Source organism: Mycobacterium sp. (genome assembly GCF_035314665.1).
Taxonomy (GTDB): Bacteria; Actinomycetota; Actinomycetes; order Mycobacteriales; family Mycobacteriaceae; genus Mycobacterium.
In genome coordinates this window covers 1-25663 of record NZ_DATFZD010000395.1, presented here as the reverse complement: position 1 = coordinate 25663, position 25663 = coordinate 1, and the positions used below count along the sequence as shown (strand labels likewise).

The 25663-nt window shown below is 65.7% G+C and carries 24 protein-coding genes; 11 read left to right on the top strand and 13 right to left on the bottom strand.

Features of this window, described 5'->3' with window-relative positions; all coding sequences use genetic code 11:
• The 3 genes from VKI00_RS28325 to VKI00_RS28315 form a co-directional block, all read right to left on the bottom strand.
• Positions 1-1930 (bottom strand): type I polyketide synthase (locus tag VKI00_RS28325; RefSeq protein WP_324444125.1); only part of this gene is annotated, 1930 nt, incomplete at its 3' end.
• Positions 1931-2151: 221 nt separating this feature from the next.
• Complete coding sequence (locus VKI00_RS28320; RefSeq protein ID WP_324444123.1) at positions 2152-3897, bottom strand: AMP-binding protein; 1746 nt, start codon at positions 3895-3897, stop codon at positions 2152-2154.
• 668 nt (positions 3898-4565) lie between these two features.
• Complete coding sequence (locus VKI00_RS28315) at positions 4566-5273, bottom strand: thioesterase II family protein (RefSeq protein ID WP_324444121.1); 708 nt, start codon at positions 5271-5273, stop codon at positions 4566-4568.
• A gap of 321 nt (positions 5274-5594) precedes the next feature.
• On the opposite strand from VKI00_RS28315, the gene VKI00_RS28310 reads away from it, so the two are divergent.
• The 5 genes from VKI00_RS28310 (at position 5595) to VKI00_RS28290 (ending at position 8792) form a co-directional block, all read left to right on the top strand.
• Positions 5595-5891 carry a PE family protein gene (locus VKI00_RS28310; protein ID WP_324444119.1) on the top strand — a complete coding sequence of 99 codons (297 nt, stop codon included), beginning with the start codon at positions 5595-5597 and terminating at the stop codon, positions 5889-5891.
• A gap of 15 nt (positions 5892-5906) precedes the next feature.
• A complete protein-coding gene (locus VKI00_RS28305) occupies positions 5907-7097 on the top strand; it encodes a PPE family protein (RefSeq protein WP_324444117.1) in 1191 nt (396 codons plus the stop codon).
• A gap of 50 nt (positions 7098-7147) precedes the next feature.
• A complete protein-coding gene (locus VKI00_RS28300; RefSeq protein WP_324440696.1) occupies positions 7148-7444 on the top strand; it encodes a WXG100 family type VII secretion target in 297 nt (98 codons plus the stop codon).
• Positions 7445-7477: 33 nt separating this feature from the next.
• Entirely contained in the window at positions 7478-7762 is a 285-nt protein-coding gene (locus VKI00_RS28295; RefSeq protein WP_324444115.1) for a WXG100 family type VII secretion target, read from the top strand.
• A 199-nt stretch (positions 7763-7961) separates the two neighbouring features.
• Positions 7962-8792: an SDR family NAD(P)-dependent oxidoreductase gene (locus VKI00_RS28290; protein WP_324444113.1), complete on the top strand. Its 831-nt coding sequence runs from the start codon at positions 7962-7964 to the stop codon at positions 8790-8792.
• Here the strand turns inward: VKI00_RS28290 and VKI00_RS28285 are convergent.
• From VKI00_RS28285 to VKI00_RS28275, 3 genes are all read right to left on the bottom strand, one after another.
• Positions 8789-9637: a glycine betaine ABC transporter substrate-binding protein gene (locus VKI00_RS28285; protein WP_324444111.1), complete on the bottom strand. Its 849-nt coding sequence runs from the start codon at positions 9635-9637 to the stop codon at positions 8789-8791. The two genes, VKI00_RS28290 and VKI00_RS28285, sit on opposite strands and share 4 nt — an antisense overlap.
• Positions 9634-10824, bottom strand: coding sequence for an NADP-dependent malic enzyme (locus VKI00_RS28280; RefSeq protein ID WP_324444108.1), 1191 nt, complete (start codon positions 10822-10824; stop codon positions 9634-9636). Before VKI00_RS28280 ends, VKI00_RS28285 begins: the two co-directional genes overlap by 4 nt.
• 74 nt (positions 10825-10898) lie before the next feature.
• A complete protein-coding gene (locus VKI00_RS28275) occupies positions 10899-11888 on the bottom strand; it encodes a malate dehydrogenase (RefSeq protein ID WP_324444106.1) in 990 nt (329 codons plus the stop codon).
• A 205-nt stretch (positions 11889-12093) separates the two neighbouring features.
• On the opposite strand from VKI00_RS28275, the gene corA reads away from it, so the two are divergent.
• Positions 12094-13200, top strand: coding sequence for a magnesium/cobalt transporter CorA (gene corA / locus VKI00_RS28270; protein WP_324444104.1), 1107 nt, complete (start codon positions 12094-12096; stop codon positions 13198-13200).
• 2 nt (positions 13201-13202) lie between these two features.
• Here corA and VKI00_RS28265 read toward each other — a convergent pair whose 3' ends face one another.
• From VKI00_RS28265 to VKI00_RS28240, 6 genes are all read right to left on the bottom strand, one after another.
• Positions 13203-13814 (bottom strand): suppressor of fused domain protein, encoded by a 612-nt coding sequence (locus VKI00_RS28265; RefSeq protein ID WP_324444101.1) that lies wholly within the window; start codon positions 13812-13814, stop codon positions 13203-13205.
• Positions 13811-14992, bottom strand: a complete 1182-nt coding sequence (locus VKI00_RS28260; protein ID WP_324444099.1) for a sn-glycerol-3-phosphate ABC transporter ATP-binding protein UgpC — start codon at positions 14990-14992, stop codon at positions 13811-13813. The genes VKI00_RS28265 and VKI00_RS28260 overlap by 4 nt, the downstream gene beginning before the upstream one ends.
• Positions 14993-14996: 4 nt before the next feature.
• Positions 14997-15821, bottom strand: a complete 825-nt coding sequence (locus VKI00_RS28255; RefSeq protein ID WP_324444130.1) for a carbohydrate ABC transporter permease — start codon at positions 15819-15821, stop codon at positions 14997-14999.
• Between the two features lie 15 nt (positions 15822-15836).
• Positions 15837-16658 carry a sugar ABC transporter permease gene (locus tag VKI00_RS28250; protein WP_324444129.1) on the bottom strand — a complete coding sequence of 274 codons (822 nt, stop codon included), beginning with the start codon at positions 16656-16658 and terminating at the stop codon, positions 15837-15839.
• Positions 16659-16720: 62 nt separating this feature from the next.
• Positions 16721-18133 carry an extracellular solute-binding protein gene (locus VKI00_RS28245; RefSeq protein ID WP_324444097.1) on the bottom strand — a complete coding sequence of 471 codons (1413 nt, stop codon included), beginning with the start codon at positions 18131-18133 and terminating at the stop codon, positions 16721-16723.
• Between the two features lie 103 nt (positions 18134-18236).
• Positions 18237-18761, bottom strand: a complete 525-nt coding sequence (locus tag VKI00_RS28240; protein ID WP_324444095.1) for a general stress protein — start codon at positions 18759-18761, stop codon at positions 18237-18239.
• 141 nt (positions 18762-18902) lie between these two features.
• On the opposite strand from VKI00_RS28240, the gene VKI00_RS28235 reads away from it, so the two are divergent.
• Positions 18903-19586 (top strand): DUF4190 domain-containing protein, encoded by a 684-nt coding sequence (locus VKI00_RS28235; RefSeq protein WP_414687321.1) that lies wholly within the window; start codon positions 18903-18905, stop codon positions 19584-19586.
• Here VKI00_RS28235 and VKI00_RS28230 read toward each other — a convergent pair whose 3' ends face one another.
• On the bottom strand, positions 19587-20555 hold the full coding sequence (locus VKI00_RS28230; protein WP_324444091.1) for a CoA ester lyase: 969 nt from the start codon (positions 20553-20555) through the stop codon (positions 19587-19589).
• Between the two features lie 35 nt (positions 20556-20590).
• On the opposite strand from VKI00_RS28230, the gene VKI00_RS28225 reads away from it, so the two are divergent.
• From VKI00_RS28225 to VKI00_RS28210, 4 genes are all read left to right on the top strand, one after another.
• Positions 20591-21886 (top strand): magnesium transporter MgtE N-terminal domain-containing protein, encoded by a 1296-nt coding sequence (locus tag VKI00_RS28225; RefSeq protein WP_324444089.1) that lies wholly within the window; start codon positions 20591-20593, stop codon positions 21884-21886.
• Positions 21883-22428, top strand: coding sequence for a DUF1003 domain-containing protein (locus tag VKI00_RS28220; protein ID WP_324444087.1), 546 nt, complete (start codon positions 21883-21885; stop codon positions 22426-22428). The genes VKI00_RS28225 and VKI00_RS28220 overlap by 4 nt, the downstream gene beginning before the upstream one ends.
• A gap of 403 nt (positions 22429-22831) precedes the next feature.
• Complete coding sequence (locus VKI00_RS28215; protein ID WP_324444127.1) at positions 22832-24139, top strand: lytic transglycosylase domain-containing protein; 1308 nt, start codon at positions 22832-22834, stop codon at positions 24137-24139.
• A gap of 119 nt (positions 24140-24258) precedes the next feature.
• Entirely contained in the window at positions 24259-25416 is a 1158-nt protein-coding gene (locus VKI00_RS28210; RefSeq protein ID WP_414687322.1) for an Mrp/NBP35 family ATP-binding protein, read from the top strand.
• Positions 25417-25663: the final 247 nt, after the last annotated feature.

Here is a 25663-nt window from a genome sequence, read left to right as displayed (position 1 = left end):
AGGAGCGCCACAACGCGGTCAACGCCAACTGCAAACCCAGCAAAACCGGCTGGACCCGGGCATCCCCGGCCACCGGCTGGCCCTCGGCCAGCACCTGCCGTAGGGAGAACCCGACGTGCTCGACGAACGACGGCTCTAACTCGTCGACCGCGGCGGCGAAAGCCGGCTCATCCGCTAACAACTGCCGGCCCATGCCGGCCCATTGCGAACCCTGACCCGAATACACGAAGACGGTGCCCAGTTTGTACAACCCGTCGTGGGCGCCCACCACGCCGATTGCCGATTCGCCGGCCGCCAAGGCCTGCAGTCCGGCCACGGCCTGGACACGGTCACGCGAGCAGACCGTGGCGAAAACCCGGTGGCGGGTGCGGTGGTGATTGAGGGTGTGGGCGACGTCGGCCAGTGCAACGCCGGCGCCGTCGGCGATCATCCACTCGGCCAGCTTCGCTGCCGTCGACGCGATCCGGGCCGGCGTCTTCCCGGAGATCACCAGGGTGGTGACCGGCGGCTCGGGCTGCGCGGCCACCGGCTCGGCGGCCGGGGCCTGCTCGAGCAGCACGTGCGCGTTGGTACCGCTGACGCCGAAGGACGACACGCCGGCCCGGCGGGCCCGGGTCACGGCCGGCCACTGCATGCCCTGGTCCGCGATCGTGAACCGCGAAGCGCCCTCGACAGCGTTCGGGGTCAGCGTCTTGAAGTGCAGATGCCGCGGGATGTAGCCATGCTGCACGCTCAACACGGTCTTGATAAACCCGGCGATCCCGGCCGCTGATTCCAGATGACCGAGATTGGTCTTCACGGACCCGAGCACTAGCGGCGCCGAGCCGTCTCGCTCGCCGAATACCTGGCTCAAGGCTCCCAGTTCGATCGGATCCCCCAACGCCGTACCGGTGCCGTGCGCCTCGATGTAGTCGATATCGGCGGGCTGCAGGCGCGCTGCCGCCAACGCCGCCCGCAACACCGCCTGCTGCGCGGGCCCGCTGGGCACCGTCTGCCCGCTGCTCGGGCCGTCCTGGTTGACCGCCGAACCGCGCACCACCGCCAACACAGAATCCCCGTCGCGCAGCGCATCACTGAGCCGCTTGAGCACCACCACGCCGCAACCCTCGCTACGGACATAGCCGTCCGCATCCGCATCGAAGGTTTTGCAGCGGCCGTCGGGAGCCAACATCCCCCACCGCGAGGTGGCGACGCTGTTTTCCGGACTCAGCATCATGTTGACCCCGGCGACCAAAGCCTGATCGCTTTCCCGCCGGCGCAGGCTCTGGCAGGCCAGATGGACGGTGACCAGCGACGACGAGCACGCGGTGTCGATCACTACCGCCGGGCCGTGTACGCCCAGGAAATACGACAACCGCCCCGCGGCGAAGTTCGCCGCATTCCCGAACGGTACGTGCGGGTCGACTTCTTCCGGCGGCAGCCTTCCGGCCAGCATCAGAGCGTAGTCATAGGTGGTCATTCCAACGAAGACCGAGGTTTGCGTACCCCGGATCGTCTGCGCGGCGATGCCCGCGTTTTCCAGTGCTTCCCAGGCAACTTCCAGCAACAATCGCTGTTGGGGATCCATCGCAGCTGCCTCGCGCGGTGAGATCCCGAAAAATTCGGCGTCGAATTCGTCGGGTCGCCACGACGTGAGGAAACCGCCCTCTGGACTGCAGATCGTCCCCGGCGCCGAGTGGTCGTCGGAGTGGAAAACGTCCGCGTTCCAACGCTCAGGGGGCACCCGGACGATGCCGTCGACGCCAGCCTGGAGCAGCTGCCACAACTGGGCCGGGTTATCGGCTCCACCCGGAAACCGGCAGCCCATCCCAATTACGGCGATCGGCTCGATGTCTCCCTTTTGAGCAATTTCCAGCTGCGCAGTCAGGTCGTCGATCTTGCGCAATGCCTCGGTGATGATCGCGCGACGATCAGGCGGCGCACCAGTCACGGCGCTCCCCCCAATCTGTCAGAAAGCTGTTGCAGTATTCGACCTTGTGCGAGGTACCCAGCCCCGCTCAATGATGTCATCCGGTGTGGTCCTGGCGCTCGGCGCGCTCCCTCAGCACAGCGGGTATGGAAGATTCTATCGATGACATTGGCTTTACTCTCGCTGCAGTGTAAAGCCGTCAGGATGCCACTACTTAGGCGCCTCGGCATCGCCGAGGGGCGTCATGCGGTGGAATCCAGACGACTGAACTCGTCCTGCCGGTACACCTCGAGACATGACGAACGGCGGATCTTGCCGCTGGTGGTGATCGGAATCGAGCCGGGCGGCACTAGCACAAGATCGGCCACCCGCAACCCGTGCGACTTCGAAATCGCAGATGTCACCTGCTGTCTCACGGTGCGAAGCCTTTGTTGGATCTCCTCGGAGCTGCCCCGGTTCTTCATTTCCGCGATCACAACCAGCCGCTCAGTGCGATCATCCGGGATGGAGATCGCCGCTACGCGACCCCCACTGATCTCCTGAGTCGTCGCCTCGATGTCGTCGGGATAGTGGTTACGCCCATCCACGATCAACAGATCTTTGATGCGGCCGATGATGAACAGCTCGCCGTTGTAGATGACGCCCAAATCGCCGGTCCGAAGCCAGGGCCCCAGCGGCGTGCCAGACGATGGATCGACGAGCTGTCCGCCGAAGGTTCGCTGCGACTGTTGCGGTTTTCGCCAGTAGCCGTTGGCGATGTTGTCGCCGTGCAGCCAGATCTCGCCGACCATCCCGGCCGGGTTCTCGACGCGGGTATCCGGGTCGACGATCCGGATGGTGGACGCGCGCGGAGTGCCGACACTTACCAGCTCGACCCCGCTTCCGTTGTCGCAGGCCTCGGCGTGGCCGGCCGACAGCTTCTCGTAGTCGAAGTTGGCGACGGTCGGGGGCCGGTTCGGACCAGAAGACGCCACATACACCATCGCCTCGGCCAGGCCGTACGACGGCTTCAGCGCGGTTGGGGGGAAGTTGAACTGAGCGAATCGATCCAGGAAACGCCGGATCGTCGCCGCGTGTACCCGTTCGCTACCGCTCAGAACGGTATGCACCTGCCCCAGGTCGAGCCCGGCCATGTCGGCGTCAGTGGTCCGTCGTGCGGTCAGCTCGAAGGCGAAGTTCGGTACTGCCGTGAACACACGGGTGTTTTTGGCCAACTGCTGCATCCACCGGGCGGGCCGCTGCAGAAATGCCATCGGGCTCATCACCACCGAGTGAAGTCCTGTGGCCACCGCACCGGAGACTCCGACTAGCAGACCCATGTCGTGATAGACAGGCAGCCACGACACCAGCGTGAGGTCCGGCGGTGCAACCTTCCCGTCTGCCTCGCAATAGTCTGCAATCACCTGCTCCATATTCGCGAGGACGTTCTTGTGCGTCACCACGACGCCGGTCGGCTCACGAGTCGAGCCGGAAGTGTACTGCAGCAGAGCAGTTTTGGTTTGTGTCAAGCTCGCGGGCTGGAAGGTTGGCGGCGCATCGAGGTCAAGCGCGTCGATCTCGATCACTGCCGGCGGTGTGCCGGGCAGCGCACGAGCACACGAGACGACGTCGTTGACAACCGCCGATGTCGTCAGGAGTGCCGCCGGTGAGCTGTCTCGCAAGGCCGCGGAGGCACGTTCGTCGTGCGCGCCGAACTGCGGCACTGGTAGCGGCACCGCGACGCAACCGGCCTCCATTGCAGCGAAAATTCCGACGATGTATTCCAGGCTCTGTGGCGCGAGGATCGCCACCCGATCCCCGGGCGACGTGCAGGACGCGATTTCCCCAGCGACCACCCGCACGCGTTGGTGAAGCTGAGACCAAGTCAAGGTCTGGGAGTAACCGTCAGGGTCGAGCTCGTAGTCGATGAACGTGTACGCAGGCGCATCCGGCTTTTGCCGGACCCTCTCCCCCAACGCCGCGGGAATCGAAGCTTCGGTTGCCGCCATCAGGACACCACCCCTCTAGATCAGAGCCCTGAACACGTACAACGTAGGGCGCTTGTGATGCAGGAGATTAACAGGGCCGCCGCACTTCTCGGACCAAAAACCCAAGAATGTAATACGCGCGGCAAACAGGAGCTCGGCGCTGCCCTGCCCGCTTGATCAGACCATAGGTTTGCTAAGCAGTCAAATTGAGTTGCTCCCTCGCTGGTCGTGCAATGTTGCGCCGAGGGGGCTACCCGACTCTCGACCGGTCTAAAACAACCCGGCTTGATTGCCCGTAAATTTTTCGTAATTGCCAGGAGATTCGCAGGAGTCGTTCATTTCAGACGAGTTCGTCAATAACCGATTGCGCTTGTGCACCGCGGACCGGGCCGGCCGCAGACCGCCGACCATCGCAAAGATCTCTACCAAGCTGCGGTTTGCTGGCGACCAGCCTGCCGTGTTGGGGCTGTTGCATATGTTGCAGGCGTGAAACATGACTCGTCCAAGAGTCGTCGGGAAAACCGTAGAACTCATACCGATCCAAGCGGCCGTAGCGTCCAACTTATCGGCTTAATCATCCAATTTGCCGGGCACACAACATCTTTCCGAGTGTTATTAGTCACCCTTAAAAAAACGCGTTGCGAAAAAGCCCATCGGGCGATCCAACTATCGATGTTTCGTTGCAATCGTCAACCGCGGCAGTGCGCCAAGAACTTGCCCTCGATGTCGCTGACCAGTTCGGGTATGTGGTCGGTGAGGTAGAAGTGGTGCCCGGGGAAGACCCGCAGACTGAATTCCGATGTCGTTCGCTCCGACCAGTGCGACACCTTCTCCTGCGTGGCGACCTCGTCGTCGTCGCCCAGGTAGGCGAAGATCGGGCAGGAAACCGTCGCATCAGGTGGGCAGTCGTACTTCGAGATGGCCTTGAGCCCGCGCAGGGTCGGCAGGATGTTGGCGGCGAACTCCTCGTTCTCCAGGAACTCGGGGTTCACACCGGTCATCTGGCTGACCGCATCGAGCAGGCCGCGATCGGACTCCGGGATGTGCTCATAACCGACCCGGCCGGGCGCCGCACATGCGGACACGAACAGGGCGGCAATCGGGCTTCCCGCCACTTCGAATCGCCGAGCGACCTCGAACGCCAGCAACCCGCCCATGCTGTGGCCGAAGAACGCGACGGTGTCGTCGGGTCCCGGCGGGGCCAGCATCCGGCAAACCTTATCGGCGAGATCGGGAATGCTGGTAAAAGACCCAAGGTCGTGCGTACCAGCACGTCCCGGGTATCGGACCGCAATGCGCTTGATATCGCTGGAAAATGCTTTGGCAAAAGGAACGTAAAATTCCGCTGACCCGCCGGCATGCGGAAAGATGTAGAGAGTCGGCGGGCGCTCAGTCACGCGGCAACCCTACCGCCCTGCCGGCGCTCCCCGGACGACACTCGACGACGACCCCGGGTGGCGAACGTTCGCGGCAAACTCGAGGTCGGGATGCGTACCTGACAATCACCTGAGGATTCAGCCCGTGCGAAAAAACGTCCCGGTTAACGTGCGCTTTCCGGCCGACATCGTTTCGTGATTCGGATACCGCTCACGGCAAAAAAAGCATACGATTTGTCAGCCATCACGGATGGCAGTTGTCTTGGGGATGTCAAACTGAACGCCCAGCCTGAAGTAACGTCTAACTTGGGTGTCGGCTGGGTCATTGGAGGAGGTCGGAAGGTGTCGTTCGTAACTACGAATCCGGAAGTGCTGGCGGGGGCTGCGAGCAGTCTGTCCGGGATCGGTGACTCGATGGTGGCCCGCAATGCGGCCGCCGCCGTGCCGACGACGAGCTTGGCCCCGGCGGCCTCCGACCTGGTGTCGGCGATGACCGCGGCGCAGTTCGGCAAGCAGGGTGTGGCCTATCAGCAGCTCGCCGCGCAAGCCGCGGCAGTCCACGAGCAGTTGGTGGCCGCGCTGCGCTCCGGCTCCGGTGCTTATGCGTTGGCCGAAGCAGCGAACGCAGCGCAGGTGTAACCGGGTCTCACGCCGATGAGCTTTTCGCTGATTCCCCCGGAAATTAACTCCGCCCTGATGTTCTCCGGGGCGGGGTCGGGTCCGTTGATGGAGGCGGCGGCGGCCTGGAATTCGTTGGCCGCCGATCTGGAGAGCACCGCCACCCAGTATCAGACCCTGGTCACCAATCTGGTCACCGGCTCGTGGCTGGGGCCGTCATCGGCGCGGATGGCCTCGGCGACCGCCCCCTATATCGCGTGGCTGCACGGCACGGCGGCCACCGCCGCCCAGACCGGCGTCCAGGCCCAGGCGGCCGCCGCGGCGTATCAGACCGCCTATGCCTCGATGGTGCCGCTGCCCACGATCGCGGAGAACCGGGCGGAGTTGGCCACGTTGGTGGCCAACAACTTCCTGGGCCAAAACACCGGGGCGATCGCCACCAACGAGGCGCAGTACCTGGAGTACTGGATCCAGGACGCACTGGGCATGGACACCTATCAGGTGAACTCCCAAGTGGCCAGCGCCCTGCCCGCACAGGCCGCGGCCCCCCAGGTGGCCAGCGGCGCGGTGCCCGCAGCGGCCAGCGCCGCCGCCGCTCCGGCCGACGCGACCAGCACGGTGATCCTTCAGCTGATCGCGGACGTTGCGCTCCTTTTTGGCGACAAGGCCGCGACGCCAGCGCTTTCTTTCGCCGACTTGCCGACCTGGCTCGGGGGGGTGGCTACTGCGGTCGCCGGGAATCCTACGGCCGCGCTGCTTCCGGTGCAGGTCACCTACTACATGGGCATGTTGTCCAGCACGCCCGCACGTATGTTCATGAGCTCGGGCAGCTCGGCCAGCAGCAGTGCCGGATCGACGTTGGCCAATGCAAGTGACAGCGTGCTGGCCAACGTCGGCAAATTCGTCGATGGCAAGCTGGCCAGCGTGTCGGCCGGTGTGGGCGGCCAGCTGCGGTCGTGGGGGTCGAACATCGCGGCGTCGCTGGCCCACGCCCAGCACGTCGGCGGGCTGTCGGTACCCAACGGCTGGCACGGCATGACTCCGGAAATGTCGCGTGCGGCCCCGATCCTGCCCGACACCAGTGTCGCCGCCCCGACGATGACCCACGGCCTGCCCAGCAGCCCGTTCTCGCAGGGGTTGATGGGCGCGCTGGCCGGACGCGGTATGAGCAGCATGGGCTCCCGGGTCGCCGCCAAGGTGATGCCGCGCTCACCGGCCGGTGGATAGACAAACACCAACCGATGCCCAAATGACCTCAAAGACAAGGAGATAGAGATATGCCTACGCGTTTTATGACTGACCCGCACGAGATGCGGTCGATGGCGGGCCGTTTCGATGTGCACGCTCAGACGGTGGAGGACGAGGCCCGCAAGATGTGGGCATCGAGCCAAAACATCGCCGGTGCGGGCTGGAGCGGTACCGCGCAGATGACGTCCTATGACACCATGGGCCAGATGAACCAGGCCTTCCGCAACATCGTCAACATGCTGCACGGTGTGCGCGACGGGCTGATCCGCGACGCCAACAACTACGAACAGCAAGAGCAGGCCTCCCAGCAGATCCTGTCCAGCTAACCGTCACCCGCACAACGTTTTTAGGAGAACGCTATGTCGATCAGCTACCAATTCGGCGACGTGGACGCCCACGGCGCCCTGATCCGCGCCCAGGCCGCCTCCCTGGAGGCCGAGCACCAGTCCATCGTGCGCGATGTGCTGGCCGCCGGTGACTTCTGGGGCGGCTCGGGTTCGGTGGCCTGCCAGGAGTTCATCACCCAGTTGGGCCGTAACTTCCAGGTCATCTACGAGCAGGCCAACCAGCACGGCCAGAAGGTGCAAACGGCGGGGAACAACATGAACTCCACCGACAACGCCGTCGGCGGCAGCTGGGCCTGACAACTCTCAAAGACCCCCAACATTGTTGGGGGTCTTTGTCATTCGCGGCGCCCGCGACGCGCGTGATTGTCACGCCGTCTGACTCTGCGTTCTAGCCGGGCGCTCGTCGCCCCTGGCGGACTCCACGTTGACCCGCGAATAGGAGATACCGCCGGTACCGGCTAATCTTTACGGCAACCCACGCAGCAAGGAGCGTCCAATGGAAGGGTTCGCCGGGAAGGTGGCCGCGATCACCGGCGCCGGGTCAGGTATCGGCCAAGCGCTGGCCGTCGAGCTCGGCCGCTCTGGTGCCACGCTGGCGATCAGCGACGTCGACCTCGAAGGACTCGCGCAGACCGAAGAACAGCTGAAGGCCATCGGTGCGCCGGTCCGGGCCGACCGACTCGACGTCACCGAGCGTGAGGCCTTTCACGCCTACGCCGACCAGATCCACGAGCATTTCGGCAAGGTCAACCAGATCTACAACAACGCCGGCATCGCCTTCACCGGCGACGTCGAGATCACCCAGTTCAAGGACATCGAGCGGGTGATGGACGTCGACTTCTGGGGCGTCGTCAACGGCACCAAGGCCTTCCTGCCGCATCTGATCGCCTCCGGCGACGGCCACATCGTCAACGTCTCCAGCCTCTTCGGGCTGATGTCGATACCCGGGCAAGCCGCCTACAACTCGGCCAAATTCGCGGTGCGCGGCTTCACCGAAGCCCTGCGTCAGGAGTTGGTGCTGAACCGCGACCCGGTGAAGGTGACGGCGGTGCACCCCGGCGGCATCAAAACCGCGATCGCCCGCAATGCCCTCACCGCGGAGGGTGTAGACCGCGAGAAGCAGTACAAGCTCTTCGAAAAACGACTGGCCAGCACCACCCCGCAACGGGCGGCCGAGATCATCCTGGAAGCGGTCCGCAAGAACAAGGCCCGGGTGCTGGTCGGCCAGGACGCCGTCGTGCTGGACCTGATCGTGCGGATCACAGGTTCTGGATATCAGCGGCTGTTCGCCCCCGTGATCGCCCGGATGAAACCACCGTCGCGCTAGCGACCCAGCGGGTGTTCGTTCAGCCACCCGTCGGCGACCGCTTGGGGGTCGGCGCCGGTGGTCACTTGCCGGCGCATGTCGACCAGCGCGGCGGTGTCCAGCACACCTGCCACCTCGTTGACCGCCAGCAGTTGTCGATCGGTTAGCTCGTTGCGCCGGTACAGCGGCACCACGTTTTCGGCCTGCACCAGCGCCGGCTTGCCGTCGGTCAGCACGACCAGATCGGCGGGCACGCTCGGGTCGGTGCTGGTGGTCCATGCGGCGGTGATCGTTCCCGCCCGAAGCGCGCCGAAAAGCGTTGCATCGTCCTGAAATTCGCGAGCAGCGGGTAGTCGGCAGCTGCCGACCGCCGACGGTGTCGACGCACCGGCGATCGATCCCACGACCAGGCCGTCGCAGTGCTGCGGCACCGCGCTCAGATCAGTGCCGCCCCAACCCTTGGCCGTCGACTCGGTGACCGCCAGCGCGGGTTTGTCCTCGGCAGCGGTCGTGTAATCGCCGGCGGCGACGCCCTCAGGCAACGCGCCAACCATCGCCTTGTAGACCTGCGCGTCGGACCGGACGGCCGTGCCGGGCTGAAAGCGCTGCAGCACCCGGCCGGTGAAACCCGGGACAACGACAAAGGCACCCGAGTCGAGCTTGCTCAATGGGTCGGTTGCCTGCTCGCTGCGCGCCGGGAACCCGTAGGAGCGCAGCGCCCCGGTGTAAATGTCGGCCAGCAGCACCGACTCGACGCCCGGACGGGACCCGACCACCAGCTCATGCGTGTCGTGCCGGTTATCCCCGCAGCCGGTCGGCGCGAGCGCGGCAGCGAGCGCAAGCGCGGTCAACCTGGCGGCGGTCACTCCGCGGGATCTGCGGCGGCAGCCACGGCAGCGGCCACCGTCGGCGCAACCCGCGGGTCCAGCGGGCTCGGGACGATCCGATCCGGTGCCAAGTCGTCGGCGACGACCGAGACGATCGCCTCGGCTGCGGCCACCTTCATCTCCTCGGTGATCCTGCGCGCACCGGCGTCCAACGCACCGCGAAAAACTCCGGGGAACGCCAACACGTTGTTGATCTGGTTCGGGAAATCGCTTCGCCCGGTGGCGACCACCGCGGCATGTTTTGCCGCCGCGTCCGGGTGGACCTCCGGGTCGGGGTTCGACAATGCGAACACGATGCTTTGCGGCGCCATCGTCGCGATCAACTCCTCCGGAACCACACCGCCGGAGACCCCGAGGAAAACATCGGCACCCTGCAGCGCCTCGACCATGCCGCCGGTACGGTCGAGCGGGTTGGTGCGTTCGGCAAGTTCGGCTTTCACGCTGTTCATCTCGCCGCGCCCGCGGTGCAGAATGCCGCGCGAGTCGAGCACGGTGATGTCCGAAATACCCTTGGTTTGAAGCAAATTGGCGCATGCGATGCCCGCTGCCCCGGCGCCGGAGACGACGATCCGCAGCGCTGTCATGTCACGGTCGAGGGCTGTTGCAGCACCCATCAGCGCGGCCAGCACGACGATCGCGGTGCCGTGCTGATCGTCGTGCATCACCGGGCAGTCCAGCGCCTCGATGACCCGACGTTCGATCTCAAAGCAACGCGGCGCGGCGATGTCCTCGAGGTTGACCGCGCCAAACGTCGGGCGAAGCCGTAGCAGCGTTTCGACGATCTCGTCGGGATCCTTGGTGTCCAGCACCAGCGGGATGGCATCCAGCCCGGCAAACTCCTTGAACAGCCCGCATTTGCCTTCCATCACCGGCAACGACGCCGCCGGCCCGATGTCACCCAGGCCAAGGACCGCGCTGCCGTCGCTGACCACGGCAACCAACCGGCCCGACCACGTGTAACGGGCCGCCAGCGTGTGATCGCCGGCGATTGCACGGCTGACCTGTGCAACACCCGGGGTGTACGCGATCGACAACGAGCGCTGGCTATCCAGCGCCGTCGTCAGGCCGACGCAAAGCTTGCCGCCCGAATGCGCGTCGAAGATCTCCGCGTCGGTGATACCGCCCTGCTCGGTGCGGGTCTGGATCGATTCAACCAATTCAGACACGCCGCCCAGCGTACTGACTACTCATCAGCAGTCCTAAATCGACGAGTTGAGTCCGTGGCGACCCGCCACGTGTTTCAGATCAGGCCCAGGCCGGTGACGGCCTCTCGCTCCTCGGCAAGCTCGGCAATCGATTTGTCGATCCGGCCGCGGGAGAAGTCGTCGACGTCCAAGCCGGTGACGATCTTCCAGTTGCCGTCCTTCGTGGTGACCGGGAACGACGAGATCAGGCCCTCGGGCACACCGTAGGAGCCGTCGGACACCACGGCCATCGACACCCAGTCGTCCTTCGGGCTGCCCAGCAGCCAGTCCCGTGCGGCGTCGATGGTTGCCGAGGCGGCCGAGGCGGCCGAGGATGCGCCGCGGGCGTCGATGATCGCCGCGCCGCGCTTGGCGACGGTAGGGATGAAGTCGTTCTCGATCCAGGACTGGTCGTTGACCACTTCGGCGGCGTTCTTGCCCTTGATCTCGGCATGGAAGATGTCGGGGTACTGGGTGGCCGAGTGGTTACCCCAGATGGTGATCTTCTTGATGTCGCTGACGTCGGCCCCCGTCTTGTGAGCCAGCTGCGAGATCGCCCGGTTGTGGTCCAGACGGGTCAACGCCGAGAACCGCTCGTGTGGAATGTCGGGGGCGTTGGTCATCGCGATCAGCGCGTTGGTGTTGGCCGGGTTGCCGGTGACACCGATGCGGACGTCGTCGGCGGCGACGGAGTTCAGCGCCTTGCCCTGCGCGGTGAAGATCGCGCCGTTGGCCTCCAGCAGGTCCCCGCGCTCCATGCCCGGGCCGCGGGGCCGGGCGCCGACGAGCAGGGCCAGGTGCACGCCGTCGAAGATCTTGTTCGGGTCCGCGCCGATCTGCACCCCCGACAGCAACGGGAACGCGCAGTCATCGAGCTCCATCACGACGCCCTCGAGCGCCTTGAGGGCCGGCTCGATCTCCAACAGCCGCAGCTCGATCGGGCGGTCAGGACCCAACAGCGAACCGCTCGCCAGGCGAAACAGCAGGCTGTAACCAATCTGGCCGGCGGCGCCGGTGACGGCAACCTTCAGGGGTGTCGTGCTCACGTCAATTCACTCCTCGTGGAGATCGGCCCGATGCGCCAATTGCGTCGCGTCGAAAGTAGCGCACGCACCCGCGCGAGAAACCCCGGCCCCGACCTCGGCGTCAATCACACCAGCTCAGCCGCACCCGCTCGGGGGGCAATAGCAATCTGAGGCGCGTAGCATGACCGGGGCTTCATCGGATCCGGACTGCGACGGGAGGTGAGGGATGCCTTCGTTTCGCGAGATACCCGAAGCACTGCGTCCCCTGGCACGGCCTGAAAGGGACGAGCCTCCCCATCCGGAACTGGATTACGTACCAGCCGAGCAAGCGGTGGTCGACTGCGGCATCTACGTCGACGGGGTGCGACTGGACGGCAATTTCACCCACGTAGAGGCACGAGCCAAGGTAGCCGAGCTGCAGCTGGCCGGGCAGGAAGCCTTCGCCTGGATCGGCCTGCACGAGCCCACCGAACACCAGATGCAAGAAGTCGGCAACGTTTTCAGTCTGCACCCGCTAGCCGTCGAAGACGCCGTACAGGCCCACCAGCGGCCGAAGTTGGAGCGCTACGACGAGACACTGTTCCTGGTTCTCAAGACGGTCAACTACGTTCCGCACGAGTCGGTGGTGCTCGCCCGCGAGATCGTCGAAACCGGCGAGATCATGATTTTCGTCAACGGTGATTTCGTGGTGACAGTCCGCCACGGCGAGCACGGCGGGTTATCCGACGTGCGCAAGCGGATGGATTCCGACCCCGGGCACATGCGGCTGGGCCCGTTCGCGGTGATGCACGCCATCGCCGATAACGTGGTGGACCATTACCTCGAGGTCACCACCTTGATGGCGACCGATATCGACGCCATCGAAGAAGTGGCGTTCGCGCCCAACCACCGCACCGAAATCGAGCCGATCTATCTGCTCAAGCGGGAAGTTGTCGAGCTGCGCCGGTGCGTCAACCCGCTCTCGGTCCCGTTTGCGCGGTTCCAGACCGAACACAAGGATCTGATCTCCAAGGAAGTGCGGCGCTATCTGCGCGACGTCGGCGATCACAACACCCACGCCGCCGACCAGATCGCCAGCTACGACGAGAATCTCAGCTCCCTCGTGCAGGCCGCGCTGGCCCGGGTCGAAATGCAGCAGAACACCGACATGCGCAAGATATCGGCCTGGGCGGCGATCCTGGCGGTGCCCACCCTGATCGCTGGGGTCTACGGGATGAACTTCGAGTACATGCCCGTCCTGAAATGGCACTGGGGTTACCCGACGACCATCGCCCTGATGGTGATCGTCTGCGCGCTGCTGTATCGCAATTTCCGCCGCAGAAACTGGCTGTAGAGTCAATTCGGCTGTGCGGCAGGCCTGTTAGGATCTAACACATCCACCCCATCGCTTCGCCACGCGTCGCGCATGGCGTCGGCGCCTTTCAGCCGCACCCAGGCGGCCTCGGTCGCGGTGATCGGAGTCGCTGACAGAAAGCGCACCGGGTCACGTGGCGAGTCCAGTGGCAGGTCCGGAATGTCGCTGCGGCCCAACAGTATCGCCGTGAACGGTGCGGGCCGGAAGGGGTTGTTCCATAGCGGCGAGCCGAGATCGATCAGCGCGTCTTCGGTCAGCACCACGCCGTCGACCGCAGGGGTTGCCGCGACGATCGCCAGGCTGTGCGCCAGACGGGTGATCGGCCCCGGATCGCGCAGCCGCACAACGACTTCGGCGCGCGCGCCACGCTCAGGGTCGGCGACGATTACCGCCGGATCGGTCATCGGATGCCGCGAGCAGCCCACCGAGACGTAGTGCACCACGCCGTCGGAGTCGCCGGGGCGAAAGCGCAGCACCTCGAATGGCTCGGCGCCCAGAAACGTCACGCTCGCCGCATCGGGGTCGGTGTCGATGCCCGCCTCGGAGAAGTGCGCTCGCAGGTGCGCGCGCACCCGCTCCAATGTCTGGGTCACTGCTCCTCAGGCGGCGGTGGAACCGTCAAGTTGACGCCGGTGTCGGCGTCGAAAACAGCGAGTTTCAAGGTGTCGAAGGCCAATTCGAGGGACTTTCCCTTTGCCGCTTTCGATGCGGCGGGAACCCGGGCCACGAATTCGTGCTCTTCTCCTCCGGATTCCTCATCGAGCTCGGGCAGCTGGTCCGAGTGGACAACGCAACCCTCGGTGGTGAAGTAGACGTATTTGTCGGCTCCCAGCGACTCGACCATGTCGACGCTCACCTCGAAAGTCAGCGCGCTGATGCGCTGGTAGCCGTCGATCAGGGCGGCATCTTGCAGATGCTCGGGGCGGACGCCGACGATGACCTTGTCCGGTGTCGGATGCTGCGCGAGCACATCGTGGACGGGCTGGGTCAGCGTGACTTCGCCGAACGGCAAGTTCAACCCGGTCGCAGTCAGCATGCCGGGGAAGAAGTTCATTGCCGGCGAGCCGATGAAGCCCGCGACGAACAGGTTGGCGGGCCGCTCGTAAAGCTCGTCGGGCGCACCGATCTGCTGCACGACACCGCCGCGCATGATCACCACCCGGTCACCGAGTGTCATCGCCTCGGTTTGGTCGTGAGTCACGTACACGGTGGTGGTGCCCAACCGGCGCTGAAGCCGGGCGATCTCGCCACGCATCTGGACGCGCAGTTTGGCGTCGAGGTTCGACAGCGGCTCGTCCATTAGGAATGCCTTGGGTTGGCGCACGATTGCCCTGCCCATAGCGACCCGCTGCCGCTGCCCACCGGACAGTTGCGAAGGCTTGCGGTCGAGAACGTCGGTCAGGTCGAGAATTCGGGCGGTGTCCTCGACCTTGTCCGCGATGTCGGCTTTCTTCATCTTCGCCAGGGTGAGCGGGAATGCGATGTTCTGTCGCACCGTCATATGCGGGTACAGGGCGTAGGACTGGAACACCATCGCGATGTCGCGGTCTTTGGGCGCCCTCTCGTTCATCCGCTGGCCGCCGATGCGCAGCTCCCCGGACGAGATATCTTCAAGTCCGGCAATCATATTCAGCGTGGTTGACTTTCCGCAGCCGGAAGGCCCGACCAGGATGATGAACTCCCCTTCGGCGATCGTGATGCTGAGTTCCTTCACGGCCATCGCGCCCTCGGGGTAACTCTTGCTCACCCTATCCAACACAATCTCGGCCATCGAGCTATCCCTTCACCGCGCCGGAGGTCAGCCCAGCGACAATCCGTCGTTGGAAGACTAGAACAAAAACGATAATCGGGACCGTGATCACCATCGCGCCGGCCGCGATCGATCCGGTTGGCTCCTCGAATTGCGAATTGCCGGTGAAGTTGGCGATTGCCACCGGCGCGGTGATCGCGGCCCTGGTGGCGGTCAACGACAAGGCGAGCAACAGGTCGTTCCAGGCGAAGATGAACACCAGAATCGCGGCGGTCACGATTCCCGGGGCTGCCAGCGGGGCGATCACCTTCCGGAATGCCTGCCCCGGCGTGGCGCCATCCATTTTCGCCGCCTTCTCCAGATCCCACGGGATCTCCCGGAAGAACGCCGACAGCGTGTAGATCGCCAGCGGTAGCGCGAAGGCTATGTACGGGATGATCAGCCCGGGCCAGGTATCGAACAGCCCGAGCCGGCGCTCGATGTTGAACAGCGGGGTCACCAGCGAGATCGCCGGGAACATCGAGATCAGCAGCGTCGCACCGATCAACAGTCGCTTGCCGGGAAAGTCCAACCGTGCAACCGCATAGGCCGCCATCGCGCCGACCACCACCGCGATCGCGGTGGTGAGCAGGCCGATTCCCACGGAGTTGATCACAGCCGAGCTGAAGTAATTGCCCCGGAAGATTCCACGGTAGTTGTCGAAGGTCACCGACGACGGAATCAGCTTGCCATCCTTGACCGTTGACGTCGGCTTGAGCGACAGGCTGAGGATCCACAACACCGGAAGCAGCGCATACAGCAGCACCAAGGTGTCGACAAACGCCCAGGCCGTCGCGCGTCGGGCGCCCACCAGCTCGGTCACGGCTCAGCGCCCCTCGCCGTCGACGCCCGGCGCTGACGCGCCGAACACCTTGATGAAAAGGAACGCGATAATGATGACGCATCCGAAGATCAGCACCGAAATCGCTGAGCCGAGGCCAACATTGAAGCCTTTGAACAGGTTGTCGTAGCCAAGGATCGACACCGATCCGGTGTTGCCGGTTCCACCGGTGAGCACGTAGATGTTGTCGAAAATCCGGAACGCGTCCAGCGTGCGGAACAGCAGCGCCACCAGGATCGCCGGCTTGATCAATGGCAAGGTGATCTTCTTCAACCGTCGCCACGCGCCGGCGCCGTCGACCTGCGCCGCCTTGAGCAGATCCTCGGGCACCAGCGCCAACCCGGCGAGAAGCAGCAATGACATAAACGGCGTCGTCTTCCACACCTCGGCGAGCACCACGATGCCCAGCGACGGAAGCTGCTGGGTCAGTGGTGCGCTGCCGTGCGGTAACAGGTTGGCCAGGTAGCCCGTGCCCGGCGTCCAGGCGTAGTACCAGCTGTAAGACGCGACCACCGTGACGATGCCGTACGGGATGAGCACCGCGGTGCGCACCAGACCTTTGCCGATCAGCGTGCGGTGCATCACCAACGCCAGCGCCAGGCCCAGCACAAATTCGATCGACACCGAAACAACCGAAATCGCCACGGTCACCGCAAGTGCGGTCCACCAATACCGGTCGGTCAAGATCGTTTGGTAGTTGCCGAGCCCGATGAATTTGGTGTCATTGGGAGTGGCCAAATTGTTGCGCTGCAGGCTCAGCCAAACCGCGTAGCCGATCGGATAAGCCGTGACTGCCAGCATCAGCATCACCGCGGGCGCGACGAGGCCGAACGCCAACCGCCGCTCCGAGCGCCGGTTCTCGGTGCCGGTCACGGCAACAGCCCCCGGCCGTCGACGGCCTTCTGCACCTGCACGGCGAGCAGGTCGGCGGCCTTGTCCGGGTCGATCTTGTTGATCGGGCTCAGCGTGGCCGATATCCGAGTGGACACCGCCTGATAGACCGGCGTCGCGATCCGTGCGGCGGCGTTGGTGAGTTGTTCGCGAATGATGTTGTACATCGGGTACTTCGCCTGGAATTGCGGGTCGGAGTACAGCGAGGTCCGCGCGGCGGGCAGGCCTCCCTCGAGCGAGATGTACTTTTCGTTGTGCACGTCGCGCAGGCATCTGATCGCTTGGTAGGCCTCGGCCTTGTGGCGCGTCGTCTTGGCCACCGCCAGGTTCAGACCGCCGATCGTCACCCTGGCCGGCTGGCCGGGCTGCACGCCCGGGTAAGGGGCGAAACCGAATACCAACTTGGCGGCGTCGTAGGCCGCGCGGAACTGCTGGTCGGTCGGCACGAACGCGCCGACGTTGTTGATGCTGCCGGCCAGGTCGGGACGGCGGTTGAGTGGCAAGAAGGCCACACCGCCCTTTACCGCGTTCTCCAGCATGGACGCCAGCGCGTATGGCCAGTTGACCTCCAGCGCGGACTTACCCTGCTCGAACGCCAACCGGGAAGTGCCCGCGTCGGTCCGGGTGATCGACGGGTCGGCGCCGGGGGCGGTGGCCACCGACTTGAGGATCCGCAGGGCGCTGACGGTGGCGGCCCGGTGTGCGGGGGTGTCGGTCAGCGTGACCTTGTTGCCGTCGTCGGACAGCACCTGGCCACCCGCGCTTTCCAGCAGGGTGTTGAACCACACCACCAAACCCTCGCCCTGGCTGGCCTGTACGCCGATCCAGCTGGGTTTGCCCGCGGCGTGCAACCGGGTTGCCTCATCCACCATCGCATTCCAGGTTGTCGGCGGTTTATCCATCAAATCCGGCCGGTACCAAAGCAATTCGGTGTTGGTGGTCAGCGGTGCGGCATAGAGCCGATGCTTCCAGGCTGCCGTGGCAAGCGGCCCGGGCAGCGTGTCGGTCGTTGCGTCGGCCTCGGCACGCCCGGCCGGGTCGTCCGAAAGCGGAAGCGCCCAGCCGGCTTCGGCGAACTCCGCCGTCCAGATCACGTCCATCGCCATGACGTCGAGGGTGCGGTCGTTAGCGCTCAGCCGGCGGGCCAGCTGCAGCCGCTGGTCGTCAGAGGACCTGGGCAGGCTGAACTGCCGGATGGTGAAGCGTCCGCCGAGCTGGTCGGTGCAGCGTTTGGCTACCGCAGTGAACGTCGCAGCGCTGCTGGCCGGCGTAAAGAGGCTGATCACCCGCGCGTCGTCGCCGGAGCCGCAGGCCGATACCGCCGACGCGGTGGATAGCGTCGCCAACGCGACCGCGCTCAGCCGGACTGCGCGCCCGCGACGACTCGCCACCACACGGTCCTTTCTTCCCGTCGTCGACCGCTCCGCGGCAGACCGTAGAGCTACGCGCGCGTGATACGCAACACGTCCGGAAACTCCTCAGCCGGCCGTCGAGTCAGATCGCCAAGCGGGCAAGCAGATCCCGGGCCCTCTCCGCGTTTTGCGGGTCACACAGCACGTCGTAGCGGCCGGCGACCAATTGCATCGTCGAACTGAAATCCCGGGTGCCGCGCGCCATCGCATAGGGGACGGCGGAGGTGATCAAGCCGAAGAACACCCCGGCGACCAGGCCGGTCGTCAATGCTCCCCAGGGGTTGGGGCTGAAGAAACCCAGCACCAGGCCGATGAAAAGACCCAGCCAGGCGCCGCTGATCACGCCGCCGCCGAGCACTTTCGGCCAGGTCAACCGGCCGGTGACCCGTTCGACCTGCATCAGGTCGACTCCGACAATCGTCATCTGCTGGACCGGGAATTGCTGTTCGGACAGGTAGTCGACGGCTCGCTGCGCTTCCGCGTAGGTGGGGTATGACCCGACTGGCCAGCCCTTCGGCGGCGTCGGCAAGCCGGGGGCACGCCGGCTCGCGGGCGGGGTGCCGGGCGTGGCACCGGGAACCTGTCCGGGCTGGAAGGGACTCGTCATGATCCCATTGTCCCCCGCTGAGCCGACGAATATCGGCTTGGTGCCGCCAGCCCACAGCCGGCGCTGCCACCAGCACAAACGGCGTGTTCGGCTGCGCGGCTTCTGCTCGGTGCGCGCGGTTCACTCAGCCGTCACGCTAGGTTGAACAGCATGACATTTCAGGGCGGCGACTTCGGCGGGGAAGGCCACGACGAAGCAAACCAGCCTGCACGGGCCCCAGAGGCGCGCCCGTGGGAGGAATTCGCCCCGCCCGCATACGCCGGACAGCCGCCCATCCCGTCCGAGCCGAACGCTCCCGACAATCCGCCGCAGTCGGGCCCGGTCCCGCCATGGAACCCGCCGACCCCCGGCTCTCCGCCTCCGCCCTATCCGCCGCCGCCCGGATATCACGACGCCCCGGCCTACGGCGGCCCGTCATACCCGCCGCCACCGCCGCCCCCGCCGCAATACGGCCACTCCTATCCTCCACCGGGCTATGCGGGTGGCTATGGGGGTCCGCCGGGATATCCCGGTCCGTACGACCCCTACCAGCCGTACCGGGATCGTTCGCACGAGACGAATGGGCTGGCCATCGCTTCCTTGGCCACTTCGGTCGCGGGTGGTGTGCTCGGCATTCCGCTGAGCTTTGTCTGCTACATCGGGGTACTGATTCCGATCGTCGGGGTGGTGCTTGGGATCGCCGCGCTCAGCCAGATCAAGCGGACCAATCAGCAGGGCCGCGGGCTTGCCATCGCCGGGATCGCGGTCGGCGCGACGGCGGCGGTGCTGCTGGTGATATTCGTGATCGCAGCCATGGCGGCGTTGCACTCGCCGTCCATCAGGTAGTCAATTCGGCGGAACGAACGGGCCCGACTCGCGCCGCATGCCGGCCGCACGGCCTTTAGCGGCGATCACCAAAGCCATCTTGCGGCTGGCTTCATCCAGCATCTCGTCGCCGAGCATCGCCGCTCCCCGGGCGCCACCCGCGGCAGAGGTGTGCCATTCGTAAGCCTCCAGAATCAGCTCCGCATGGTCGTAGTCGGCCTGGCGCGGACTGAAGATCTCGTTGCCCGCCGCGATCTGGTCGGGATGCAATACCCACTTCCCGTCATAACCCAGTGCCGCCGACCGACCCGCCACCCGCCGAAACGCCTCTACATCACGCACTTTCAGGTAGGGGCCGTCGACCGCCGCGATGCCGTTTGCACGGGCAGCCACCAGGATGGTCATCAGGGCATGGTGGTAGGCGTCGCCGACGTCGTAGCCCTCGGGCTGCTCGCCGACGACCAGCGTGCGCATGTTGAGACTGGCCATCAGGTCGGCGGGCCCGAGGACCAGCGCCTGCACCCTTGGCTGGGCCGCGATCGCGTCGACGCTCATCAGCCCGCGGGCGTCTTCGATCTGCGCGTCGATGCCGATCTTCCCGACCGGAAGCCCGTGCACCGTCTCCACCTGGCTCAGCAGCAAATCCAGCGCCTGAACATGGGCTACGTCAGAGACTTTGGGCAGCACGACGACATCGAGCTCGGCGTCGGGCGCAGCGCCGACAGCGGAAACCACCTCGATGATGTCGGCGTGGGTCCACGGGGTGGTCCAGTCATTGACCCGAACGCCGCGTAACTGGCCGGCCCATCCGGGCTCGGCCAGCGCGGCGGCCACGCGGGTACGCGCCTCCGCCTTCGCGTCCGGCGCGACGGCATCCTCCAAGTCCAGGAAGACCTCGTCGGCCGGAAGGGCTTTGGCCTTGTCGATCATCTTCTGGCTGCTACCCGGTACGGACAAACAAGTGCGGCGGGGTCGATACGCATTGGTCATCGTTCACTCACCTCCTTTGAAATACCCTATGCACCATGGCCTCGATCAACAGGGTGTACGCCGCGCGGCTGGCGCGAATGACGGTGCTGGGCCCGATGGGCGAGTCCCTCGGTCGAGTGCGCGACGTCGTGGTCAGCATCAGCATTGTCCGCCAGCAGCCCCGCGTCCTTGGACTCGTGGTCGAAATGCTCTCGCGCCGAAGGATATTCGTGCCGATTCTGCGGGTCGCCGCGATCGAGCCGCGCGCCATGACGCTGAACACCGCCAGCGTTTCACTGAACCGGTTCGAGCAACGACCCGGCGAAGTGCTGGTGATGGGGCAAATCATCGACACCAAGGTTCGGGTCAACGATCCGGAACTGCCAGAGCTCGCCGGCACCGAGGTCGTCATCACCGATCTGGGTCTGGAGCAGACTCGAACCCGGGACTGGATGGTCACCCGAGTCGCGGTGCGCATTCCCAGAAGATTCGCCCGGCGCAGCAATACCCACATCGTGGGCTGGCGCAGCGTGCAGGGGCTGACCCCTTCGGCGCTGGCGATGCCGGGCCAGGCCGTGGCGCAGCTACTGCATCAGTTCGAAAAGTGGCGGCCGATCGACGTGGCCGACGCAGTGCGTGAACTGCCGCCCAAGCGGCGCTACGAGGTAGCCAGCGCGCTCGATAACGACCGGCTGGCCGACATATTGCAGGAACTGTCCGAGGAGGAACAGGCGGAGTTGTTGATGCAGCTGGGCGACGAACGCGCGGCCGACGTGCTCGAGGAGATGGACCCCGATGACGCTGCCGACCTGCTCGGCACGATGAATCCAACTCTGGCCGAGCGGCTGCTGCGCCAGATGGACCCGGAGGAGTCCGACCCGGTGCGCCGCCTGCTGAAACACTCCCCCGATACTGCGGGCGGCCTGATGACCTCCGAACCGGTGGTGTTGACCCCGGACACCTCGGTCGCTGAGGCGTTGGCCCGGGCCCGTGATCCCGACCTGACCGCGGCGTTGTCGTCGCTGGTGTTGGTGGTCCGTCCCCCGACCGCCACCCCGACCGGCCATTACCTGGGATGCGTGCATCTGCAGCGACTGCTGCGCGAGCCACCGTCCATGCTGGTCGGCGGGATCGTCGATGCCGATCTGCCCTGCCTGGCACCGGATACCCCGCTGCCGGTGCTGACCCGCTATTTCGCCGCCTACAACCTGGTGTGTGGACCGGTGGTCGACCAACAGCACCACCTGCTGGGCGCCGTGACCGTGGATGACGTACTCGACCATCTGCTGCCACACGACTGGCGAGCGAGCAACGAGCACCTCTTGCTGGATGCGGCAGGAGGAGCGTCATGAGCGAGTCGCCATCGGGGCCGCGCCTCTACACCCCGCGCACCTCCCGAGTGCTCAGGCCCAGGGTGGACCCCGATGCCGTCGGGCAGGCCACAGAATCGATCGCCCGCTTCTTCGGCACAGGTAGGTACCTGCTGATTCAGTCGGTCATCGTCGTGGTGTGGATCATCATCAACATCGTTGCGGTCAGCCTGCGGTTCGACCCCTACCCGTTCATCCTGCTCAACCTGGCTTTTTCCACTCAGGCCGCTTACGCGGCGCCGCTGATCCTGCTGGCTCAAAACCGCCAAGAGAATCGGGACCGCGTCGCGCTCGACGAGGATCGTCGCCGAGACCAGGAGATGAAAGCCGACACCGAGTTCCTGGCACGCGAGCTGGCCGCGCTGCGGCTCGCCATGGGCGAAGCCGCGAAGACCCGCGACTACCTGCGCCGCGAGCTGGAATATCTGCGAGACCTGCTGGAAGACCGCCACCCGGACAGGACGAACAAAGTGCCGGCGCCCAGCGATGACGGTTCGGACGCGCGCGCCGCGAACGCCACTTAATAACGCCTTAGAGCGAAATGCGATTTCACCGACGAATCTGAAATTGCGTCTGCCCGTTTGACCTCGCCCGAACCGTATCGTCCCTGGGCACAGAGTCTGCGATTGTGACCATTGTGACCAGAGAGTTATGTATGGTGACTTTGGTCACGAGGCCCGAAGTGGTTTCACAAGTGCCTAATAGGGCTCGAAGGTTGAGGACGGTCGAGTGCGAAAAGGGGCAGGCTTGGCGTTACGCTCGGCCCTTGGAAAGTTGCGGCAGCGGGTAATTCGCGTGCCGCGGCCCCCGAAAATGCCGGCTGCCCTCGTTACCGCTTTCGCTACCGCGCGGCAGTTGACGGTTCGCGCGGCGCAGGCAACAAAGATCCCCGCCGCCACCGTTTCCGCCGTTACGGCAGTGCAGCAGATGCTGACCCGCACCGCCCGGACACCGGCATTCGGCGTGGTGATGATCGCCTGCTTGATCTTCGCCGGAGTCGAGAGCGCCGCGGCCCCACCGTTCCCCGGACCGAAATCGACGCTGCGCGACGCCGCTTTCACCCCGGTCGCCGCCGTCACCCACGCCTCCACCGACCCCACTGGGCCACTGGTGATCGCCGTCCAGCATCCGAAGACCGGCTTCCACATCGCGGCGGCCATGGCGTCGGCTCCTCCGCCAATGGCGGTGGTGAATTCACCAGGCGCGCTTGGCATTCCGACGATAGCGCTATCGGCGTACCGCAACGCCGAACGGATGATGGCCGTAGCCGACCCCGCTTGCGGCATCAGCTGGAACCTGCTGGCCGGTATCGGACGCATCGAGTCGATGCATGCCAACGGCGGCGCCGCCGACGTGCACGGCACCGCGGTGCGGCCCATCTACGGCCCGGCTCTGGACGGCACCCTGCCTGGCAACGAGGTCATCGTCCAGAGCAGCGGCGGCGGGACCGTCACCTATGCCCGTGCCATGGGTCCCATGCAGTTCCTGCCCGGCACGTGGGCGCACTACGCCTCCGACGGCGACGGCGACGGCATCGCCGATCCGCAGAACTTGTACGACGCCACGCTGGCCGCCGCCAAATACCTGTGCACCGGCGGGCTGAACCTGCGCGACCAGTCGCAGGTCATGGCCGCGATCCTGCGCTACAACAACTCGATGCCATATGCCCAGAACGTGCTGGGCTGGGCCGCGGCCTATGCCACCGGCGTCATCCCGGTCGACCTACCGCCAATTACCGGGCCGCCGCCGCCGCTCGCCGATCTACATCTGGAGAGCCCCGAGGGCATCGGGCCCAACCTGCCGCTCAACATCCACGGCTTGGCGCCCACAGACCAGCTGGCGCAGATGCCCTTGATCGACCTGAGTGGCGGGACCAGCAGTCAGCAATGGCCGGGGCAGCAGATCGGTCCGCGCCCGTCATGCACGGTGATCTGCATCGGCGCCGAAACCCCCGGCCCGCTGCAGCCGGCGCTGAATACACCGCCGCCCACGGTGCCGCCGCTGGGAGCGCCTGCCGCGCAGCTGGGAGCGCCCGGCGTGGCGCCTGCCCCGCAGCTGGGAGCGCCCAGCGTGGCGCCTGCCCCGCCTCCGGCGGCCCAACCGGCCCTGCCGCCTCCGCCGGCGCCACCGGTCGTGCCGCCGGCACCCGCCCCGCCAGCGGCTCCCGCTGCCGTTGCACCCGCCGGCGGGCTGGGGATACAACCAGCGGGCCCGCCGCCCGGCCCCGCCAACTGATCGGCGGACATCACCACCGAACTACGTCGATGGCCCGGCCCCTAGGTCGGCCGTCCCGGCCCGCATCGTCGCCGACTTGAGTCGATGGTCCGGCTCCTCCGCGGGCCGTCCCGGCCCGCATCGTCGCCGAACTACACTCGACAGTGATGTCCGATCCGACTGCAGACGTTCGCGCCGCGCTGGCGAAGGTGATCGATCCCGAGCTGCGCCGCCCCATCACCGAACTCGGGATGGTCAAAGGTATCGCGGTGAGCCCAGGCGGCGACGTGCACGTCGAGATCTACCTGACCACCGCGGCCTGCCCGAAGAAGACCGAAATCAGCGAGCGGGTGAGCCAGGCGGTGGCCGACGTTCCGGGCACCGGCGCGGTGAAGGTCACCCTGGACGTGATGAATGACGAACAGCGCACCGAGCTGCGCAAGCAGTTACGCGGCGACGCCCGCGAGCCGGTCATCCCGTTCGCCCAGCCGGGATCACTGACCCGGGTGTACGCGGTCGCCTCCGGCAAGGGCGGCGTCGGTAAGTCGACGGTGACGGTCAACCTGGCCGTGGCGATGGCCGCGCGCGGGGTGTCGGTCGGAGTGCTCGACGCCGACATCCACGGCCACTCCATCCCGCGGATGATGGGCACCACCGATCGGCCCACTCAGGTCGAGTCGATGATCCTGCCGCCCATCGCGCATGAGGTGAAGGTCATTTCGATCGCGCAGTTCATCGAGGGCAACACGCCGGTGGTATGGCGCGGACCGATGCTGCACCGGGCTTTGCAGCAGTTTCTGGCCGACGTGTACTGGGGCGACTTGGACGTACTGCTGCTCGACCTTCCGCCGGGCACCGGAGACATCGCCATCTCGGTGGCCCAGCTGATCCCGAACGCGGAAATCCTGGTGGTGACCACACCTCAGCTGGCCGCGGCGGAAGTGGCCGAGCGCGCCGGCAGTATCGCCGTGCAGACCCGCCAACGCATCGTCGGGGTGGTGGAAAACATGTCCTGGCTTGCAATGCCGGACGGCTCGCAGCTGCACGTGTTCGGCGAGGGCGGCGGCCAGCAGGTCGCCGAACGGTTGTCGCAGACGGTCGGCTCCGATGTGCCGCTGCTGGGCCAGATCCCGTTGGACCCGGCGCTGGTCGCCGCAGGCGACGCCGGGGTGCCGATCGTGCTGAGCGCCGCCGACTCACCGGTGGGCAAGGCGCTGCAAAGCGTCGCCGACGGCCTGACGTCGCGACGCCGCGGCCTGGCCGGCATGTCGCTGGGACTAGACCCGATGCGGCATTAAATCGGCTAGGAGTCTGCTGAATTAGGGGTGCTTTGGGGCGGGGTGCCTCGTGGCGCTCGTTGGCGCTGATTTGAAGTCAGACCCTGAGGTCGACAGAAGAGGTCAACCCGCCGTTGTGAGGGTGACAGGACGGTGGCGTATCGCGCAAGCCCTTGGGCTTCATGGTGATCAGGCGATGGCCCAGCTCGTACCTGTGTGATGCAAGCCCAAGGTGAGTAGGCGTCGTAGGTTCAGCGCTACGGCGCGA

What these genes read in the sequence shown, in the direction of transcription:
- VKI00_RS28215 (WP_324444127.1), top strand. Translation starts at nt 22,832, where the DNA reads ATGCTGACCCGCACCGCCCGGACACCGGCATTCGGCGTGGTGATGATC.
- corA (WP_324444104.1), top strand. Translation starts at nt 12,094, where the DNA reads ATGCCTTCGTTTCGCGAGATACCCGAAGCACTGCGTCCCCTGGCACGG.
- VKI00_RS28290 (WP_324444113.1), top strand. Translation starts at nt 7,962, where the DNA reads ATGGAAGGGTTCGCCGGGAAGGTGGCCGCGATCACCGGCGCCGGGTCA.
- VKI00_RS28225 (WP_324444089.1), top strand. Translation starts at nt 20,591, where the DNA reads ATGGCCTCGATCAACAGGGTGTACGCCGCGCGGCTGGCGCGAATGACG.
- VKI00_RS28305 (WP_324444117.1), top strand. Translation starts at nt 5,907, where the DNA reads ATGAGCTTTTCGCTGATTCCCCCGGAAATTAACTCCGCCCTGATGTTC.
- VKI00_RS28220 (WP_324444087.1), top strand. Translation starts at nt 21,883, where the DNA reads ATGAGCGAGTCGCCATCGGGGCCGCGCCTCTACACCCCGCGCACCTCC.
- VKI00_RS28260 (WP_324444099.1), bottom strand. Translation starts at nt 14,992, where the DNA reads ATGGCCGAGATTGTGTTGGATAGGGTGAGCAAGAGTTACCCCGAGGGC.
- VKI00_RS28250 (WP_324444129.1), bottom strand. Translation starts at nt 16,658, where the DNA reads ATGCTGATGCTGGCAGTCACGGCTTATCCGATCGGCTACGCGGTTTGG.
- VKI00_RS28295 (WP_324444115.1), top strand. Translation starts at nt 7,478, where the DNA reads ATGTCGATCAGCTACCAATTCGGCGACGTGGACGCCCACGGCGCCCTG.
- VKI00_RS28240 (WP_324444095.1), bottom strand. Translation starts at nt 18,761, where the DNA reads ATGACGAGTCCCTTCCAGCCCGGACAGGTTCCCGGTGCCACGCCCGGC.
- VKI00_RS28320 (WP_324444123.1), bottom strand. Translation starts at nt 3,897, where the DNA reads ATGGCGGCAACCGAAGCTTCGATTCCCGCGGCGTTGGGGGAGAGGGTC.
- VKI00_RS28230 (WP_324444091.1), bottom strand. Translation starts at nt 20,555, where the DNA reads ATGACCAATGCGTATCGACCCCGCCGCACTTGTTTGTCCGTACCGGGT.
- VKI00_RS28300 (WP_324440696.1), top strand. Translation starts at nt 7,148, where the DNA reads ATGCCTACGCGTTTTATGACTGACCCGCACGAGATGCGGTCGATGGCG.